Annotated in this window: 20 protein-coding genes; 8 read left to right on the forward strand and 12 right to left on the reverse strand. The window is 59.8% G+C overall.

Annotation, left to right across the window (positions count from 1 at the left end):
- Positions 1-1,159: 1,159 nt before the first annotated feature.
- The 6 genes from F1609_RS13405 to F1609_RS13430 all read right to left on the reverse strand — a co-directional run bounded on the left by F1609_RS13405 (position 1,160) and on the right by F1609_RS13430 (position 5,684).
- Positions 1,160-1,726: a tetratricopeptide repeat protein gene (locus tag F1609_RS13405; RefSeq protein WP_167076917.1), complete on the reverse strand. Its 567-nt coding sequence runs from the start codon at positions 1,724-1,726 to the stop codon at positions 1,160-1,162.
- Between the two features lie 456 nt (positions 1,727-2,182).
- On the reverse strand, positions 2,183-2,581 hold the full coding sequence (locus F1609_RS13410) for a hypothetical protein (protein WP_206752955.1): 399 nt from the start codon (positions 2,579-2,581) through the stop codon (positions 2,183-2,185).
- 17 nt (positions 2,582-2,598) lie between these two features.
- A complete protein-coding gene (locus F1609_RS13415) occupies positions 2,599-3,387 on the reverse strand; it encodes a hypothetical protein (RefSeq protein ID WP_167076919.1) in 789 nt (262 codons plus the stop codon).
- Complete coding sequence (locus F1609_RS13420) at positions 3,384-4,088, reverse strand: hypothetical protein (protein WP_167076920.1); 705 nt, start codon at positions 4,086-4,088, stop codon at positions 3,384-3,386. Before F1609_RS13420 ends, F1609_RS13415 begins: the two co-directional genes overlap by 4 nt.
- Positions 4,089-4,682: 594 nt before the next feature.
- The gene (locus tag F1609_RS13425) at positions 4,683-5,228 is read right to left on the reverse strand and encodes a hypothetical protein (protein WP_167076921.1); all 546 of its coding nucleotides are present in this window, start codon (positions 5,226-5,228) and stop codon (positions 4,683-4,685) included.
- A 225-nt stretch (positions 5,229-5,453) separates the two neighbouring features.
- A complete protein-coding gene (locus tag F1609_RS13430) occupies positions 5,454-5,684 on the reverse strand; it encodes a response regulator (protein WP_196785436.1) in 231 nt (76 codons plus the stop codon).
- 208 nt (positions 5,685-5,892) lie between these two features.
- On the opposite strand from F1609_RS13430, the gene F1609_RS13435 reads away from it, so the two are divergent.
- The 7 genes from F1609_RS13435 to F1609_RS13465 all read left to right on the forward strand — a co-directional run bounded on the left by F1609_RS13435 (position 5,893) and on the right by F1609_RS13465 (position 11,787).
- Positions 5,893-6,276: a BlaI/MecI/CopY family transcriptional regulator gene (locus tag F1609_RS13435; protein WP_167076922.1), complete on the forward strand. Its 384-nt coding sequence runs from the start codon at positions 5,893-5,895 to the stop codon at positions 6,274-6,276.
- On the forward strand, positions 6,273-8,129 hold the full coding sequence (gene blaOXA / locus F1609_RS13440) for a class D beta-lactamase (RefSeq protein WP_167076923.1): 1,857 nt from the start codon (positions 6,273-6,275) through the stop codon (positions 8,127-8,129). The genes F1609_RS13435 and blaOXA overlap by 4 nt, the downstream gene beginning before the upstream one ends.
- Before the next feature lie 23 nt (positions 8,130-8,152).
- Complete coding sequence (gene bla, locus F1609_RS13445) at positions 8,153-9,013, forward strand: subclass B3 metallo-beta-lactamase (RefSeq protein WP_167076924.1); 861 nt, start codon at positions 8,153-8,155, stop codon at positions 9,011-9,013.
- A 44-nt stretch (positions 9,014-9,057) separates the two neighbouring features.
- Positions 9,058-10,215 (forward strand): class C beta-lactamase, encoded by a 1,158-nt coding sequence (gene ampC, locus F1609_RS13450; RefSeq protein WP_229421871.1) that lies wholly within the window; start codon positions 9,058-9,060, stop codon positions 10,213-10,215.
- Between the two features lie 59 nt (positions 10,216-10,274).
- The gene (locus F1609_RS13455; RefSeq protein ID WP_167076925.1) at positions 10,275-10,661 is read left to right on the forward strand and encodes a hypothetical protein; all 387 of its coding nucleotides are present in this window, start codon (positions 10,275-10,277) and stop codon (positions 10,659-10,661) included.
- A 40-nt stretch (positions 10,662-10,701) separates the two neighbouring features.
- Entirely contained in the window at positions 10,702-11,130 is a 429-nt protein-coding gene (locus F1609_RS13460) for a hypothetical protein (RefSeq protein ID WP_167076926.1), read from the forward strand.
- Positions 11,131-11,235: 105 nt separating this feature from the next.
- Positions 11,236-11,787, forward strand: a complete 552-nt coding sequence (locus tag F1609_RS13465; RefSeq protein ID WP_167076757.1) for a hypothetical protein — start codon at positions 11,236-11,238, stop codon at positions 11,785-11,787.
- A 31-nt stretch (positions 11,788-11,818) separates the two neighbouring features.
- Here F1609_RS13465 and F1609_RS13470 read toward each other — a convergent pair whose 3' ends face one another.
- From F1609_RS13470 to F1609_RS13495, 6 genes are all read right to left on the reverse strand, one after another.
- A complete protein-coding gene (locus tag F1609_RS13470; RefSeq protein ID WP_167076927.1) occupies positions 11,819-12,337 on the reverse strand; it encodes a DUF5063 domain-containing protein in 519 nt (172 codons plus the stop codon).
- A complete protein-coding gene (locus F1609_RS13475) occupies positions 12,334-12,870 on the reverse strand; it encodes an NADPH-dependent FMN reductase (protein WP_167076928.1) in 537 nt (178 codons plus the stop codon). Before F1609_RS13475 ends, F1609_RS13470 begins: the two co-directional genes overlap by 4 nt.
- Before the next feature lie 77 nt (positions 12,871-12,947).
- Positions 12,948-13,538, reverse strand: a complete 591-nt coding sequence (locus tag F1609_RS13480) for a type 1 glutamine amidotransferase domain-containing protein (RefSeq protein WP_167076929.1) — start codon at positions 13,536-13,538, stop codon at positions 12,948-12,950.
- Positions 13,539-13,625: 87 nt separating this feature from the next.
- Positions 13,626-13,955, reverse strand: coding sequence for a chaperone modulator CbpM (locus F1609_RS13485; protein WP_167076930.1), 330 nt, complete (start codon positions 13,953-13,955; stop codon positions 13,626-13,628).
- 3 nt (positions 13,956-13,958) lie between these two features.
- Positions 13,959-14,882, reverse strand: a complete 924-nt coding sequence (locus F1609_RS13490; protein ID WP_167076931.1) for a DnaJ C-terminal domain-containing protein — start codon at positions 14,880-14,882, stop codon at positions 13,959-13,961.
- A 96-nt stretch (positions 14,883-14,978) separates the two neighbouring features.
- Entirely contained in the window at positions 14,979-15,851 is an 873-nt protein-coding gene (locus F1609_RS13495; protein WP_167076932.1) for a beta/gamma crystallin-related protein, read from the reverse strand.
- A 172-nt stretch (positions 15,852-16,023) separates the two neighbouring features.
- Between F1609_RS13495 and F1609_RS13500 the strand changes: the two genes are divergently transcribed.
- Positions 16,024-17,415, forward strand: coding sequence for an MATE family efflux transporter (locus tag F1609_RS13500; protein ID WP_229421872.1), 1,392 nt, complete (start codon positions 16,024-16,026; stop codon positions 17,413-17,415).
- Positions 17,416-17,452 lie beyond the last annotated feature (37 nt).

Genomic DNA, 17,452 nt, shown 5'->3' on the forward strand with positions numbered 1-17,452 from the left:
GGGAATTCGTCGGGCACGCCCGACGCCGATGGAGCGACTCGCGCTTGCAAGCGCGAGGCTATGAATCGGGAATTCGCCGGGCATGCCCGGCGCCCACGAAGCGACTTGCGCTTGCAAGCGCAAGGCTCTCCGATTCCCTGACCAGAGGGAAATCGCTGCGCGATTTCTTGCCTTTCGCCTCTGCATTCAAAAACCGCCCGAGGGCGGTTTTTTTCTACTTAACATCATTCCTTAGAGAAACCAAAACAAAGCTGGCGATAACCGCAGCGCGGCATGCATCAATCAAGAATACCTAACGCTCAAATTAGCCCGCCGCGTACCCCGCCTGAGCAAAGACGCCAAACATAAAACGCCTCCGGCGGCACAGCGACGAACTGGAACGCCTCGGCATTACCGCTGGCCGGCGTGCTGTGCGAACTCAGCGCGACGCGCAGCCTGCTGGCATTCGCCGGCACCGTCACCTTAAAATATCACCAGTAACCAGTCTGCGCCGACATATTCGTCGCCATCTGGTTGTTACCAATCGGAACAATGACAGGCATCGTATCAGCAGCATGATCACGCACCCTTACGTCCCCCGTCGCCTCGGGCGAAAGCCATGCACATCGCCCCACAGCACTGGATAACTGCCGCTTGGATCCGAACACAAGGCATTCGTGGTCGGGTTCTGCAAACCAGGCGAGACCACCGACTCTGCAAGCAGATTCCCGCTGGCCACATCAAACTGACGGGACTTGATGTAACCCAGGCACCAATGATTTCCACCCAGGTGACCGCATAACTACTGTTGGCAAACAGGGCCGAACTAGTCTGGGCACCGTACGTCGCCGCCTTGGAGACGACGACAGGCCCAGAGGCACGCGTGCCATTTCGATAGAACAACTGGGCGAACACCTTGTACTTGTCGATATCCGCCGTCGGCGCGCTCCATGACACCACATAGTTACCGCTCTCATTCATCGACAGCCTGCCGTCCACATGCCCGCGGGTCACATCCACACTCACGCGCGAGGGCGGCTCATCGCGGTCGTTGGCGTAATCAAAACGGCGCTGCCAGGGATCGGAGCACTCGCCGATGTCCACGGACGTGGACGTAATCACCTGGTCGCCTACTGCTCCCGACGAGCTCGTAAAACTATTCGGGCTCCGTGTCTACGCGTTATTTTTTGAACTGAAATTTCGACTGTGCCTTGCGCTCAAGAGCGGCGCTTGCTTCATCAGCGATATCTTCCTTACTTCGCATACCCGTTCCGGAAAAATACGTCTTGTATCCGTCTGGGAGACCGGAGACATCGCTTAGTGCCCCCTCGAAATCGCACGTTTTCAATTTTGCCTCGGCGCGAAATAAAAGCGACGAATTTGTGTAGTAGTAATTTTTAGCAGCCTCACCAATTTTCACAGCATCACCGAACCGCTCGATTGCTTCAATTGTGGATCCATTTTGAAAAAGCAAAATTCCAAGTGCGTGGAAGTCAGCCGGCTCTAGTCCATCAATTTCTAAAACATATTGCAAGTCAACAATCGCTCCATCAACGTCCCCCATAAGAGTTTTTACTGCGGCACGCTCTCGGCGGCCAGCGATTTCGGTTGATGAATCCTGCACAAGCCAATCACACAATTCGATTGCCTTTTCATAATTCTTCCTACAAGCATAGTCATATGCAGTTTTCAAAATTGACGCAAGTTCAAGCTCAGATTTCGGTCTAGTAGATTCCATTTTTCCCATCACTTTCTCACGCTATAGTCAACTTTATTGCCGCCACATTCCTCGCTCACCAATCCACTTGCGCAGGTTTCGACATCTGCATAACCGCCGGTTACGCCGGTCACACTCCGTTTTTTACGTCTTTCTGCGCGCTGTTGCATCTGTTCATAAATCAAATTCCGACATTGTATCGCGCATCTTTACTATCCGTAATAGTTCTACGGCTTCTTGTTCAGTGAGGATGGCATCGGCAATCAAAACTTCCCAAGCTTTTTCGAGAATATTTTTCCCTTTAGGTGTAGCTAGGCTGTCTGTGTTGTGGATTTTATCAGTAACTTATATTGAGCAAATTACAAAGCGTCGCAGAGTTTCTATATGGAAACGCAATCAACAACATTTGGAATGAACGATACTTTAGTATGTTTCGTTCTAGTGCGGGAAGTAGTTTTGGCATATCCTGTTCGATGCTTTTCTAAATTAGCTAAGGACGTAATTTCCTTCTTTTATCTCGTTTATGGCTTTTGCTAATTTTTGCATTTCAAAATTTGAAGCTCTTAATGTGTCAATAGTGACATTACTTCCCACGGAAAACGAATGATTCCGTTGACTTGTTCCTTCAAATGCTTTGGGGTAGTAATAGGAAAAATTCAGAATGAAGACTCTTCCTTGTTTTCTATCTGACCATACTTTGTAAGTATTTAATATGCAATAGCTTAGGTCGCTTTCCTTGATTTCAGCAATTTCACAAAACTTTTGGAAGTCTATAGCTTTTCTAATCTGCTTATTAAACCACCAGTTTTTTATTGGATTAGCTACGACAACAACAACAACAGCAATTGCTGTCAACAAGTAACTTCCAAAGCCCCAATCAGCCATAATTGATATTTACTCCTCTATTTTTTGAACGCGTTTTTTTCGAACTCGTGAAAGAATTCTCTGAAATCATTGCAAAGCGATCTAAAATATTTGGCTACCTCTTCCAATTCATCTATGTGAACAACTCGAATGCAACAGCCCACAGAATCGGGTATATACGATGAGAAGAGAAATTCGCTTTGCCTTACCTGCTTAACGGTTAGCTTTCCGTCACTATCTTTAGAACATTCGAAAATCGGCGTGTCAACGACAATAATTGGAAACGCAAAATTTAGGCTCGGCAGAGTTCCTTCGTAACTCTTCCTAGTGATGACATCGCAAGCCTTAAGAACTGCCATGGAAGCCGTATAAGCAGTATCCTTATCGTTTAGGGCTTGGCGCATTGCATAACCTGACCGATTGGAGCGGGCGAAATATTTTGACCATAGCTCACTCTTGGTATTGACTGAATCTACTATGGCTGAGCGTGCATCTTTGGACATCACTGAAAAGGCAAACTGTCTATTGTAGTTAGCTAGTGCATCTTCGGAAACAAACACTATCCATGGCTGTTCTGAAGACTTGCACTCGAGAACACATGTTAGACTTAGAATGCCGAGATTGTCGGGATCAATAGCAATTACATCTAATTCTCTTGGTTTGTTCTCTTGGGCATCTAAGACAATGCTTGATTGTCTTACTTCAAATCCGTGTTTTCGGAACGGAACAGCAGCATTCATCTCAAGCGGAAAACCTGTTTTTTCGAGCCACGTTAATATTCTTTTCTCTAAAGAGCTTTTATTATTTAACTGTTCTTGTTCGCTCATTTAGAACTTTCGAGGTCGATCTCGCCCGATATCTCGCCTTCTTCTTTGTCTGCCAGGTTTATCTGCTCCAACATCCTGTATAAATTAAATAACTTCAAGATGGTGTCATTATGTATCATTTTCAGGAAGTCGTTCAAATCCATCTGCTTGTTCTTCGATGAGCTTATTTCTATACATAGATGCGTGACGTGATTGTGAATTATTGGAAGATAGATGTGTTTCTGTAGATTTGAAAGCTTCTTCAGCAATTGGTAGCCTTTATCGCGAAGAAACAAATTAAGCGAGTCGGCGAATTCTTGGTGTTGTGGATAAGTGAAGGAAATTGCATCTGCAAGCGTCCCGTTCAATGTGACCCTATCTTCCATTAACTCAACGATTTCTTTGTCTTCGTTTTCGAACTTTAGGTCTTCAAAGATCAGAAAAATTGCGAATCCGAGACTGTCGATCATCGCATGCGCATTCGAAATAAATGAAAATGCGTATGTTTCGAACAAATCTCTAGGAGTCAAATTTTCGCCAACAGTATTTCCCAATCTTTCTTTTATTAATGATAGCTTGGTTGTACTTTCTTGGAAATCTTCAAACAAAATTAGCGAATAATTTCCTCGCTTCTGTAGCGATTGCAAGCAACGATTAACTCTTCCTCTTCTTTTTTCGTCTTTAAATTTTTTCAGGAATTCAGGAACTGCGATGCCTGTCATTCTTATTTCTCCAATTAATTTTACTCTCTGTTTTTCTTGCCAAACTTCCTAATTTTAGTCCGATATACCCTGAAAAATTAAAGTTATGCGTCAGATTTATCCGTGTTCTTTTGCTACACTATACACTTACCAACTCTTGTTTTGGGTGGTTCACTTTTGTGGTTCACGTCGAAACCATCGCATAAGAAAAAGCTAGAGAATTCAAGGGCTTACATAATTCATGGTAGAAACGGTCGATTCCCGCCGCCTCCACCACCGTATGCAAAAAAACCCGCCCTTGGGCGGTTTTTTTTCGCTTGCGCTAACGGGCGGTGGGAATCGAAGCCGCGGGCCGCGGGGGCGGAATCGGGAATTCGTCGGGCACGCCCGACACCGATGGAGCGACTTGCGCTTGCAAGCGCAAGGCTCTCCGATTCCCTGACCAGAGGGAAATCGCTGCGCGATTTCTTGCCTTTCGCCTCTGCCCGTCTGAAAATCGCCCGAAGGGCGATTTTTCCTCAGCGAATCATGACCGGTGGAATCACTGCGCAATCAGAAACAAACCGAGAACTACTGCGGTCTTGTCAGCGGAAGCCATGCACGCACGCATGAGCATTACCTGCCGCGCAACTTCTCAAGTATCTTCAGATCATAACCAGCCTGTTCAAGCGGCCTGCTCAACGGCGAGTCCTCGATTTCAAACGCGGGCAACTGGACCGGCGCATCCGGGATATGCGGAGAACTTGTGTGATAAATCAGCCACTGCTTCGAATAGTCCTGCGAACGCGCCCTCTTGAAACCGGAGCCAACTACCCTCACGATTTCCGGATTCACGCCGCGCCCGCATGAGGAGATTCCCGAGTCGACCACAAACGTATCGCCGGCCTTCACCGTCCCCTTGAACACCCGGTCGATCCGGAATTTGGCGCGCTCAAATGTCATCTTGAAATCCGGATGAGGCAACTTGGCCTCATGCACCATCTTCACATCGATCACGGTAGCGGCCACGACAAACTGCGCGCCGTCAAAATTGGACTTCACCCGGCGCGGTGTCTCCGCCCAGAACTCGGCTGCCAGGGGCTGGCAAGCCATCGCACCGGGCGCGGCGAACTGGGCGGCAAGCAAACAGGCTACAACGATACGCATCGATGGCGGCTTCATAAAAGACATTCAATAAACAGGCGAAAAGACGATCAAGCCAAGCGATATTGCCAATAGCAATGCGCTCAACTGTTTGCAAAGCAACGCCACGTGCATGCCCATCAACGTACCCTATTTTTGCGAAAACGCCAACATGCCTTTTGCGCGTCCAGATCGCAACGCCGCAAATTAGCCTATTTTTCCAAGCTGAGCGACGGTGCCTTGGATTCCCGCCTGCGCCGGAAGTCATTTCTGCCGATGGCAGGAATGACGGAGCATCAGCTTGGCGGCATGCCCGCCCGGGGTAGCGCGCAGGCGGCGCGCCGGTTCGTAGCCATCCATCCCCGGCAATCCGATATCGAGAATAAACGCATCGACCGGCTCCTGCACTGCCAGGCGCAAGCCGGCGTCGCCATCGCCCACCACGCGCACCTGATACCCCTGGGCGCCGATCAGCACCGCCAGCCACAACCGCACCCCGCAGCGCCGGGATGGACCCGGGATCGCCCCCGCCCGCCATCTGCATCGTGCCCCGAGGGTTTCTGTCCGAGCGCCATGTTACCAATCATGGGCTGCCTGACGCAGGCTGTTTGGCACCGCGTGCCACCAAGCTGCATCATCGCGCTTGACGATGATGCGACGGATGTCACATAATGGTGGCACTCGTCGCACCTTTGAAGATTCCATGGCCATTCCCTCCATTTCCGAACTGATCGTCCTCAAGTCCCTGTGGCGGCAGCAGCCCCTGAGCGCACGCGAAATCCACCAGCAGGTCGAAGCCGAACTGGGCTGGTCGTACTCCTCGACGCGCAAGACGCTCGAACGCATGCTGGAAAAGGGTTCCATCACCCAGTCCACCCTGCACGGCGTGCAAGTCTACGAGGCCGTGCTGGAAAAAGTCGGCACCCTCGCCTCCTTCGCGCGCGACTTCGGCAAGCGCGTGATGGAGATGGATGCGCCCTTACCGGTCACCATGTTCACCGGCAGCAAGCTGGTCGATGACCTTGAACTCACCCGGCTCGAACAACTGCTGCACGACTGGCCCGACGACAACGGTGACGACAAATGAGCCCGGCCGATCTGCTGATGGCGCGCTTCCTGCTCGCCAGCGCTGGTTGCCTGGCGGCCGGCCTGGCCGTGTGGGCGGTCACCGCGCTGTGCCGGCGCAAGCTGCCCGATTTTGCCGCGCAGCGCTCCCTGTGGCTGCTGAGCCAGGTCACGATCGTAGCCGCCTTCCTGGTGATCCTGCTGCCGCACAGCGAACGCCTGCGCATCATTCCACAGATCGACCTGGAGAACGTCGCGCAAAACGGCGTGCCAAGCGCCACGGTCACGGCAACAAAGGCGCCGCCCGCCGGCACCCCGGCCGCCAGCGGCGCGCCGGCCAGCGAGACAAGCTGGCTGGCCAGCGGCGCCCGAGCCTGGCTGCTGATCTACCTGTTCGGCCTGGGCTATTCGATCATCAAGCTGGTGCATGCGCGACGCATGCTCAACGGCCTGGCCGCCGCCGGATCGCGGATCGACACGCGCCACCCGCACGACGGCTTTGCCGGTCCCGCGCCGGCAGTACCGGCACCGGACGTGATCGAAGTCGACGCCCCCATCTCGCCCATGCTGTTCGGCCTCATCAAACCGCGCCTGCTGCTGCCGCGCCACCTGCGCAGCCTGGCGCCGGTACAGCAGCAATTAATCGTCGCCCACGAACTGACCCACCTGCGGCGCCGCGACCTGCAATGGATGAGCGCCGGCGTGCTGCTCCAGACCCTGCTCTGGTTCAACCCCTTCATGCGCCTGCTGCGGGTAAACCTGTCGTGGGCGCAAGAACTCGGCTGCGACCGCGAGGTGTTGCGCGGACGTCCGCAGCTCCAGCGCAAGGCTTACGCGGCGGCCCTGGTGGCGCAACTGCGCTTGCAGCACCACACGGTTGCGACGGCGCTGGCCTTCGGCGGTGTCAGCGAGCGCAGCGTGGCGGCGCGCATCGCGCTGATCCGCGAACCGGCCGGCGCGCCGCGTCCCTTCTGGGCACGCTGCGCCGCGCTCGCCAGTCTGGCCGGCATCGTGCTGGGCAGCCTGGCCTTCCAGCCGGCGTTGGCCTGGCGCATCGACGCCGCCCCGCCTGCGCTGCAGAACACGTCGCCGTTGCCGGCCAGCGCCAGCACCGGCACCAGCAACAGCGCCGTCTTGCTGAGCTGCACGGCAATGATCGACGCCGCCAGCGGCCAGCGGCTGGTGCACGAAGGCCAGTGCGACGAGCGCGTAACGCCGGCCTCAACCTTCAACATTGTTGTCAGCCTGATGGGCTACGACAGCGGCTTTCTGCGGGACGAACATGCCCCGCGGCTGCCATTCAAGGCCGGCTACGCCGACTGGAACGATTCCTGGCGCGCCAGTACCGACCCGTCCAGCTGGATGCGCAATTCCACCGTGTGGTACGCCCAGCAAGTCACGGCCCACCTTGGCACGGCGCAATTTCAGCGCTACATCAACCGCTTTGACTATGGCAACCGCGACGTCCTGAGCGGGGCCGGCGACGACAACGCCCTCACGCTGCCCTGGATCAGTTCGACCCTGGTCATCTCGCCCGTCGAACAGCTTGCCTTCCTGCGCAAGGTGGTCAAGCGCGAGCTGGGGCTGGCGCCGGCAGCGTACGACATGACGGCCCGCATCACCCGGCTCGACAACCTGGTCAACGGCTGGGAAATCCACGGCAAGACCGGCACCTCGGCGCCGGTCACCGGTGGCGGGCCGGAGGACGCCAAGCACGAATACGGCTGGTTTGTCGGCTGGGCCAGCAAGGGCGGCCGCACGGTGCTGTTCGCGCGCCTGGTGCTCGACCCGCGCCAGGAAGGCAACGCCGCCGGCACCAGGACCAAAAAAGCCTTCCTGCGCGACCTGCCCGCCCGCCTGGACGCACTCCAATAAACCCAGCTCACCAAGGAGACAACATGAAACACCTGCTCATCGCCACCCTGCTGGCCGCCGTGCCGCTCACCCCGGCGCTGGGGGCCGACTGGAACGACCCGCAAGAACCGTTCTCCCTGTACGGCAACACTTACTACGTCGGCGTGCGCGGCCTGAGCGCGGTGCTGATCACCTCCCCTGCCGGGCACATCCTGATCGACGGCGGCAGTCCCAAGTCGGCCGTGCAGATCGTGCAGCACATTGGCCAGCTGGGATTCAAGATCGCGGACGTGAAGTACATCCTCAATTCGCACGAGCACTTCGACCACGCCGGCGGCATTGCCGAACTACAGCGCTTGTCGGGCGCCACCGTGCTGGCCAGCGTGCACGGCGAGCAAGTGCTGCGCACCGGCGTGACCAGCAAGGGCGACCCGCAATACACCAGCCTGCCGCCGACGCAGCCCCCCGTGGCCAGGACGCGCGCCGTCAAGGATGGCGAGACCGTCACGCTCGGCCCCTTGTCGGTCACCGCGCACTACACGCCGGGCCACACGCAGGGCGGCACCAGCTGGACCTGGCGCTCGTCCGAGGGCCGCAAGACGGCCGCCATGGTGTATGCCGACAGCCTGAACGCGATCAGCGCCGGCCCTTTCCGCTACGGCGCCAGCACGACTTACCCGCAGGTGCGCGCCGAGCTCGAACAATCGATCGCCACCGTTGCCGCGCTCGAGTGCGATGTGCTGGTCTCGGCCCATCCGGAAGGAAGCGGCCTGTGGGAGCGCCTGGCAAAACAGCCCACGCTGGGCAACGCCGCCTTTATCGACCGCAACGCCTGCCGCGCTTACGCCAGCGCCGCGCGCGAGCGGCTGGCAAGCAAGCTGGCCGCCGAAGCTGTCCAAAAATAGTCCCGCATTGCATCGACCCACCGCATCAGAAAGGAAGTATTGCCTTGTTCACTTCGCCAAAAACATCCACTCTCGGCATCGCCCTCATTGCGGCATGCTGCGCGCCCCTGGCCAGCCGGGCTGCCGACGACAACGCGCGCCTGCGCGCCATTGTCGACAAGGCCATCCGCCCCATCATGGCCGAGCATGACGTACCGGGCATGGCGGTGGCCGTGACGGTGGGCGGCAAGGCGTATTTCTTCAACTACGGCCTGGCCTCGGTCAAGGACCAGACACCGGTGAGCGAGGCGACGCTGTTCGAACTCGGCTCGGTCAGCAAAACCCTGACGGCAACCCTGGCCTCGTACGCGCTGGCAAGCGGCAAACTGTCGCTGGACGCGCATCCAAGCGCCTACATGGCGCAGCTCAAAGGCAGCGACATCGACAAGGCGAGCGTGCTCAACCTGGGAACCTACAGCGCCGGCGGCTTGCCGCTACAGTTTCCGGAAGATATAAAAGACGCGCAGATGGCCGACTATTTCCAGCAATGGAAAGCGCAGGCGGCACCCGGCACGCAGCGGCGCTATTCCAATCCGAGCCTTGGCCTGTTCGGGCATGTGACGGCGCTGGCGCTGGGCAGCGATTTTGACGAAGCGATGACGCAGCTGTTCGCGCAGCTTGGCCTGACCAGCAGCTACCTGCGCGTGCCGGCGGGCGCGGTGGCCAACCAGGCGTGGGGCTACGACGAGCACAACCAGGCGCGCCGCATGGACCCTGGCGTACTGGCGGCGCCAACCTACGGCGTGCGTTCCAGCAGCGCCGACATGATCCGCTTCATGCAGGTGAACATTGCACCGGACCAGCTGGGCGAGCCGGTGCGGCGCGCGGTGCAGGGCACGCATGTCGGCTACTTCCAGGTGGGCGCGATGGTGCAGGGCCTCGGCTGGGAGCAATATCCGTGGCCGGTCAGCCTCAAGCGCCTGCAAGCCGGCAACTCGCGCGGCATGATCATGGAAGCCAACGCCGCCAGGCGCATCAGCGCACCCAAGGTGCCGTCCGCGCCGACCCTGTTCAACAAGACCGGTTCGACGGGCGGATTCGGCAACTACGTGGGATTCGTGCCAGCGAAGAAGATCGCCATCGTGATCCTGGCCAACAAAAACTATCCGATTTCAGATCGCGTCAAAGCCGGCCATGCCATCCTGGAGCGGCTTGCGCCATAATGCGCAGGACAGGGGATGACAATCGACTTCCCCGACCACCGCTCATCCAAGGAATGCCCATGCACGCTGCCCTGATACTCAAGGCGCTCCATACCAGGAACCCCGAGGACGTACGTTGCTACGCGGACGAATCGTTCAACGATAGCGGCGTTGGCGCCCTGATGGGCCAGCTGCTGCTGGCGCCCTGGCACCGGATGCACGAAGACATGGTGTTCAATTTTGCCAGCATCGCGCTGCCGGAGATGGTCCCCGCGATTTTCCAGGCGGCCAACACCCGCTTTGATTATATGGTGCAAGGGCAGTCTCAGCGCGCCTTCGAGCGCAAGTGCGCGTATACCCTGGCCGCGATCGGCACCACCGGTGCGCGGCTTGCGCTCGAAGAGCTTGCCGGCAGCGCCGATCCGATCCTGAGACAATACGGACGCGAAGGTTTAAGGCATTGGTGACGCTACAGCCGCTGTCCACACCATCATTCAAGGAACGCCCATGCAAGCTGCCCTGATCGCCCAAGCGCTGGCGTCGAAGAACCCCGATGATGCTTACCAATGCGTGAACTGGCTACCGGAGCCCGGCGTTGCTCCCATGTTGAGCAAGCTGCTGCTTGAGCCATGGCACTTTTCACACGAGGAAATGGTGTTCAATCTTGCCGAGCTGGCGCATCCGGACACCGTCACGCCCATCTTCCAGGCCGCCACCAGGTATCTTGAGTATCTGGTGCGGACCGATAACCAGCATTCCTTCCAGCGCAAGAGCGCCTACGCACTGCTCGGAATCGGCACGCTCGGGTCGCGCCTTGCACTGGAAGAGCTGGCCGGGAACGCCGATTACATGCTCCGGAAATATGCACGGGAATGCTTGCAGCGCTGGGAGTGGCGCGCCGACTATGTGGCGCGCATGGGCAAATTCCGCGCCTGACCCTGCTGTATTTACAACACCTTGCCCGCTCCCCATTCCGATAAGTTTCCAATAATCACTTAATATGCCACAATTACAACTTATTCAATGTGTGGCAATTCAGGCATGGCAACGTCAATCAACGGCTTCGGCACCATTTATTACGGGGAAGCCGACTATCAATCGGACCATTCTTTCATCACCACGAAATGGCTGATCTGTTTTTTCATCCCGATCATTCCGCTCGCTTCGCTGCGCTTGCGCTATGTCGACGTGCCGGGCTTTTTCTGGACCCGCACTGAGTACCAGGAAATTCACCAGATACCAATCAACTTCCTGCAAGTGGCCAAGACCTGGGGCTACAGCCTGGTGCTGTTCCTCGCCATCTACCTCCCCTTTCCGGGCCAGCACGCAACGGGCTTGAAATCGAGCGTGATCGTTGGCCTGATGCTGTTGCCCTTAGTCTTGCGCTGGATGGCGCGACGCCAGCCTGCCGCCAGGCCCGAGCAGATGCACGCGCGCAAGGAGCGCCTGTCGCGCGCGGCGCCTGAAACGCAGATCATCACCAACTGCCCAAAATGCAGGTATCGCCGCAAACCCGAGGATGAAGCGCCCGCGTGGCAGTGCCCGAGTTGCAAGGTGGCATACAACAAGGTCATGCGCGGGAACGGTTTTTAGCGGCGGCGCACGGCCGGCACGACGAGATTTTTCAGGCTGTGGATGAACCCGGCCGGCCCTGCTCCCAGCACTGCAAGACATGCAAGGCACTGGCGGCATGGCTGCCCCAATGAATAAGGAAGTGCTCGCGCCAATGAAACACGGCGGCATCGGGATTACCGCCGTCGAGCAGATTGAGGCCGTGCTTGAGGTCACGCCAGATGTCGGCAAGATCATCGGCCAGATCGCCGACCATCATCTCGCCGCACCCGGCATCGAGCGCATCGGCGCTCTGCGAGTAGTAATTAAGCGGAAGCACCCCGAAGCGCGCAAACATCGCTTGCCACGCGTCATGCGAGACGTCGCTTGCCTCATCGCCCCAGTCGCAATCGCGCTGCGGCAAATCGAGCGCTTGCGCGTACAAACGCGCCAGGTGGCGGCGGGCGATCGGCACCTGCGCCTCGCCCGGCTGCAAATCGCCTTCGGCCCACTGACAAAAATCGCGCACCGATTGCGAAAATACCTCGCTGCTGTCGATGCTGATTCCTTTTTTCAACGCGACATCCGTCATGGCGAGCACTCCGTCCGCGTGGCGAGCACCAGCGCCTCGATAGCCGTCCGCAAGGGCCCGGCCACTTCCGCATCGGCCACCATGCACGCCGCATCGAATCCCTTGTTGGCCACCGCAATCACCGGCGACGCCGTGGCGATCACGTTCCACCCCATGGTTGTGACGATGTCCGCCAGCGCCGCCTGCGCATGCAGCGCCCGCGCCGACGTATTAATCAGCGCCACAGGTTTGCTGCCCAGCTCCGCGCAGCCAACCAGCCAGTCCAGCGCATTCTTGAACGCACCGGGCACGCCATGCGCATATTCCGGGCTGGCCACGATGACGCCATCGGCCGCGCTCAGCAAACCGCGCAGTTCGCGCACGAGTGGCGGCGGATCGGCCTCGCTATCGGGATTGAAGAACGGCAACTGACCGACGCCCTCGTACAGGACGATCCGCACCCCGGCGGGCGCCAGTGCGCAGGCTGCGCGCAGCAGCGTGGTGTTGGCCGAGTCACGGCGCAGGCTGCCAGAGAGAGCGATCAGGATAGTCATGCGTGGAGCGCTGTTGATGAGTACATCATCGTAACAGAGCCCCACGGGGCGGCGCCATGAGGGCGCCGTTCAGCCGGTCAGGAAGACAGGCCGCGATCGGCCGTGGCCGGGTCGATCGTCAGCGATTCAAGCAAGGCTTTGTTGAAAGCCGGCAGGTCGTCCGGCTTGCGGCTGGTGATCAGGCGGCCATCGATGACGACTTCTTCATCGGTCCATTCCGCACCGGCATTGCGCAGGTCGTTCTGCAGGCTCGGCCAGCTGGTCATGTGCTTGGCCTTGGCGATGCCGGCGTCGATCAGGGTCCAGGGACCGTGGCAGATGGCGGCAATCGGCTTTTCTTCGGCGCCGAATGCGCGGATGAAGTCGATCGACGCCTTGTCGAGGCGCAAGGCATCCGGGTTGGACACGCCACCCGGCAACAGCAGCGCATCGAAATCGCGCGGCGACGCCTGGGCGATGTGCAGCTCGACTTCAAAGCTGTCACCCTTGTCCGCATGGTTAAATCCCTGCACTTTTTCACCCTTGGCCTTGGGCGATATCAAGGTAACCGTCGCGCCGTGTTCCTCAAGGAAACTACGCGGCGAGGTGTATTCGATTTGCTCGACGCCATCGGTCATCAGTACAGCAACGCGTTTGCCCTGGAGGGCCTGGCCATTGTTTTGTTCCATGTGAACTCCTTTGCACTATTAATTTATCGTTAATATTGAAGGAGGATTGTAGAAGCCACGGCGAAAACGTGTCGCCCGCCTTGAACCTTACAGCGCGCCGAGCACCCGCAAGCGCGTGCGCAGCCGGCTTACCTCGTCGGCCAAATCGAGCACGAGGGCGGCGATTTCTTCGTTGGCATCGAGATCGCGCTCCAGGCTCACCAGGCGCCGCGCGCGCTGCAAGTCGCCGCTGCGAAAGCGCCACTGGGCGCGGGCCGGTTCGTCAAAGCCGAGGGCGATGATGTCGTCGGCGCCCATCAGGCCGTCGCACACATGGCTTACCACCCACTCCGGCTCGACGCCGCAGGCGCGCGCCATTTCATGCAGGTCGAGCGCGGCGTCGTCGAGCAGCACGCCAATAATCGTCGTCGTTTCCATAATTTAAGCCCCCGCCTGCGCGCGCGGATTAAACGCCATCTCGCGCGCCATGGTGCGATACAGTTCGCGCGCCCGGTCGCTGCTGGCCGGCGGCAGCACCACTTCGAGCATGAGATACAGGTCGCCCGCCGGATTGCCCGGAATGCCGCGCTCCTTGAGCCGGAGCTTGCGCCCCGTTTGCGAGCCGGCCGGCACCGCCACCTCGACCTGGCCGGATGGCGTGGGCACGTAGACGGTGGCGCCGAGCGCGGCCTCCCACGGCGCCACCGGCACGCTGGTGTACACATGGCGGCCCTCGAGCCGGTAGCGCGGATCGGGATGGAACCCGATTTCGAGGAACAGGTCGCCGGCAGCCGCGCCGCCGCTGCCGGCATGGCCCTGGCCCGCCAGGCGCAGTTGCTGGCCCGGCAGCACGCCCTTGGGAATGTTGACGTTGACGGTGCGCTCGCGCGTCACCACCCTGCCCTGCGCATCGTGTTGGGGCACGCGCAGGGTCACCGCGCGGACCGAGCCGTGATAGGCGTCGGTCAGGTCGATGGTGATCGACGCGTGGATATCGTCCCCGCGTTGTTGAAAGGATTGCCCGCCGGTACGCGCGCGGCGCCCGACGTGGGCGAACAGGTCGGAAAAGAAATCGCTGGAACCGCCCGCGCCGCCGTTGTCGAAGCCGGAACCCCAGTCCGGCGGCGGGCTGAATTGCTCGCCGGCACGGCGGTTGCGGCCCAAGGCATCGTAGGAAGCGCGCTTGTCGGCGTCGCCCAGCACGCCGTAGGCCTCGTTCACTTCCTTGGTCATGTGCTCGGCGTCTGGCGCGCGGCTCACATCGGGATGGTATTTGCGTACCAGCTTGCGGTACGCCTTCTTGATTTCCTCGGCGCTGGCGCCTTTGTCGATACCGAGGGTGTTGTAGTAGTCCTTGTATTCCACGGGCGGCGCTCCAGGATCGGTTTTGATTATCCTACAACGCCTCCGGCGGACGCAGCGCACGCTTGCCTTGTGTATTTACCAAGCGGGGCTTGCCATTTACCGGACGCGGCGCACCGATGAAATCATGTTGCCCATGGGACCAAGGCGCTCGTAGCGGCCCGGCCCGTAGGTCATGCAGTGCCCGCCGAAATCGGCGTGCTTGCAGAATTCCCAACGGCCGCGATGCACCACCAGGGCGTCGGCGCGGTCATTGAAACCGACGTCGCTCAGGTCGCGCGTATCGTCGCGCAGCACCAGGCGCTGGCCCGAAAAGCCGCTCGACGAAAACAGCTCCACATCGCCCTCGCGCTGGGCGCCGCCTTCCTGGTCGACCAGGCGCGCCGACGAGACCCGCCCGCGCAGGCCGCGCCCCAGGTCTTCGTAACGGCCCGGCGCGAAGATGCGGCAGGTGCCGCGGTAGCCGGCATCGCTGCACAATTGCCAGCTGCCTTCGATGACCTGGGCGCTGGCGGCGCTGTCGTTGAAATCGATCTCGCCGAAATCGTCGGCGTCGCGCCGCAGGCGTTTGGCGTCGCCGTCCAGGCCACGGGCTGAAAACAGCGCGATCATGCCGCGCTTGCCGCCATGCGGGCGGGCGCCGCCATGTGTGCGTTCGGGCAGGATCTCGCGCGCCGACGAAATGCGCTCGTTAAAGCGCTCCAGGGTCGGATACTCGCCCTGCCCGTACACCGCGCAGCGCCCTGCGAAGCCGACGTCCTCGCACAGCTCCCAGCGCCCGGAGCGCACGATCATGCTCGAAGCGCGGTCATTGAAGCCGGCGTCGACCAGGCTGGGCGTGGCCGAGCGCAGGGTCATCTCGCGGCCGTCGAACCCATCGCGCGCGAACAGCGCCAGTTCACCGGCGCTGGCCACGGCATGCGAGAAGACGGCGCCGGACAGCAGCGCGATGGTGATGCGGGATGTGAGCATGGGACGGTCCTCGATGTGCGATGCCCCGATTGTGACCATCTTGCCGCCGCAGCGCCAGCGGCGTCGCGCTCAGATGTGTAACAAGTCTTTACGCGGCCCGTATAAAACAAGATCCGCCGGCCGTAAATGCCATTAGCCGGTAAAATCGCTGTTTGCTCCCAGCGCCCGCCCCATGTCCGCCCTTCTCGCCAAGCCTGCCCCCGTCCGCACCGAAATCGCCGCCATGTGGCGCCTGTCCTGGCCCATGCTGGTCGGCCAGCTGGCCAGCGTGGGCATGGGCGTGGCCGACGTGGCGATGACGGGCCACGTTAGCGCCAGCGAACTGGCCGCCGTCTCGCTCGGCGCGTCGGTGTGGTCGATCATCCTGGTGACCGTGATGGGCACCATGATGGCGCTCAACACCGTGGTCGCGCACGAAACCGGCGCCGGGCAGTTCGGCCGCATTCCGCACGTGGTGCGCCAGGGGCTGTGGATGGGCCTCGGTGTGGGCCTGGTGGCCTGCCTGATCGTCAACCTGTCGACGCTGGTGTTCGACCATATCGGCCTCACGCCCGACGTTGCCGCCAACGCCGCCATGTTCGTGCATGCGATCAGCATCGGCATGCCGGCCTTTGCCTGCTACCGCGCGCTGTACGGCTACACCACCAGCATCAACCAGACCAAGCCGGTGATGGTGATCGCCGTCCTGGGGCTGCTGTTTAACATTTTTGTGAACTGGCTGCTGGTGTTCGGGAACTGGGGCATGCCCAGGCTGGGCGGGGTTGGCTGCGCGGTGGCCACCGGGATCTGCCTGTGGCTCATGTTCGGCGCCATGCTGGTCTGGATCCGCATCGCCCCGGCCTACCGCCAGACCTACCCGTTCACCCAGTGGGAACGGCCCAACTGGGCGGAAATCGGCAGCATGCTGCGCCTTGGCCTGCCGATCGGCGTGACCTACCTGGCCGAAGTGAGCGCCTTCGGCGCGGTGAGCCTGATGATCGCGCGCTTCGGCGTGGTGCAGGTTTCTGCCAGCCAGATCGCGCTCAATTTTTCGTCGCTGGTGTTCATGGTGCCGCTCAGTTTCGGCATGGGCCTGATGACCCGCGTCGGCCATGCGCTGGGCGAAGGCAACGCGGTGCGCGCGCGCTTCGTGGCCTGGGTCGGCGTGGGCATGTCGCTCGCGTTTGCGCTGCTCTCGGCCGCGCTGATCGCCGTGTTCCGCTGGGAGATCGCGCGCGCCTACACATCCGACCCGGCGGTGCAGGAACTGTGCGCGCACCTGCTGCTGTTCGCGGCGCTGTTCCAGTTGTCGGACGCCACCCAGGTTGCCACGTCGAGCGCGATCCGCGGCTACAAGGTCACGCGCCAGCCGATGCAGATCCAGCTGCTCGCCTTCTGGGGCTTCGCCATGCCGCTCGGGTATGTACTCGGGCTGGCCCCAGGCTGGTTCGCCTGGTCGCCGGCCGCCCCCATGGGCGCCTCCGGTTTCTGGATCGGGCTGGTACTGGGCCTGACCGTGGCCGCGGTGCTGCTCACGCGGTCTTTACACCACCTGTCGCATGCGCGCGCAGGCGTGACGAGGTAGCCGGCGAGGGGTGCCCACGGGTGCGGAACTCTGGTAT

This window comes from Massilia aquatica, assembly GCF_011682045.1.
Classification (GTDB): Bacteria; Pseudomonadota; Gammaproteobacteria; order Burkholderiales; family Burkholderiaceae_D; genus Telluria_A; species Telluria_A aquatica.

What these genes read in the sequence shown, in the direction of transcription:
- F1609_RS13405 (WP_167076917.1), bottom strand. Translation starts at nt 1,726, where the DNA reads ATGGGAAAAATGGAATCTACTAGACCGAAATCTGAGCTTGAACTTGCG.
- F1609_RS13410 (WP_206752955.1), bottom strand. Translation starts at nt 2,581, where the DNA reads ATGGCTGATTGGGGCTTTGGAAGTTACTTGTTGACAGCAATTGCTGTT.
- F1609_RS13415 (WP_167076919.1), bottom strand. Translation starts at nt 3,387, where the DNA reads ATGAGCGAACAAGAACAGTTAAATAATAAAAGCTCTTTAGAGAAAAGA.
- F1609_RS13420 (WP_167076920.1), bottom strand. Translation starts at nt 4,088, where the DNA reads ATGACAGGCATCGCAGTTCCTGAATTCCTGAAAAAATTTAAAGACGAA.
- F1609_RS13425 (WP_167076921.1), bottom strand. Translation starts at nt 5,228, where the DNA reads ATGAAGCCGCCATCGATGCGTATCGTTGTAGCCTGTTTGCTTGCCGCC.
- F1609_RS13435 (WP_167076922.1), top strand. Translation starts at nt 5,893, where the DNA reads ATGGCCATTCCCTCCATTTCCGAACTGATCGTCCTCAAGTCCCTGTGG.
- blaOXA (WP_167076923.1), top strand. Translation starts at nt 6,273, where the DNA reads ATGAGCCCGGCCGATCTGCTGATGGCGCGCTTCCTGCTCGCCAGCGCT.
- bla (WP_167076924.1), top strand. Translation starts at nt 8,153, where the DNA reads ATGAAACACCTGCTCATCGCCACCCTGCTGGCCGCCGTGCCGCTCACC.
- F1609_RS13455 (WP_167076925.1), top strand. Translation starts at nt 10,275, where the DNA reads ATGCACGCTGCCCTGATACTCAAGGCGCTCCATACCAGGAACCCCGAG.
- F1609_RS13460 (WP_167076926.1), top strand. Translation starts at nt 10,702, where the DNA reads ATGCAAGCTGCCCTGATCGCCCAAGCGCTGGCGTCGAAGAACCCCGAT.
- F1609_RS13465 (WP_167076757.1), top strand. Translation starts at nt 11,236, where the DNA reads ATGGCAACGTCAATCAACGGCTTCGGCACCATTTATTACGGGGAAGCC.
- F1609_RS13470 (WP_167076927.1), bottom strand. Translation starts at nt 12,337, where the DNA reads ATGACGGATGTCGCGTTGAAAAAAGGAATCAGCATCGACAGCAGCGAG.
- F1609_RS13475 (WP_167076928.1), bottom strand. Translation starts at nt 12,870, where the DNA reads ATGACTATCCTGATCGCTCTCTCTGGCAGCCTGCGCCGTGACTCGGCC.
- F1609_RS13480 (WP_167076929.1), bottom strand. Translation starts at nt 13,538, where the DNA reads ATGGAACAAAACAATGGCCAGGCCCTCCAGGGCAAACGCGTTGCTGTA.
- F1609_RS13485 (WP_167076930.1), bottom strand. Translation starts at nt 13,955, where the DNA reads ATGGAAACGACGACGATTATTGGCGTGCTGCTCGACGACGCCGCGCTC.
- F1609_RS13495 (WP_167076932.1), bottom strand. Translation starts at nt 15,851, where the DNA reads ATGCTCACATCCCGCATCACCATCGCGCTGCTGTCCGGCGCCGTCTTC.
- F1609_RS13500 (WP_229421872.1), top strand. Translation starts at nt 16,024, where the DNA reads ATGTCCGCCCTTCTCGCCAAGCCTGCCCCCGTCCGCACCGAAATCGCC.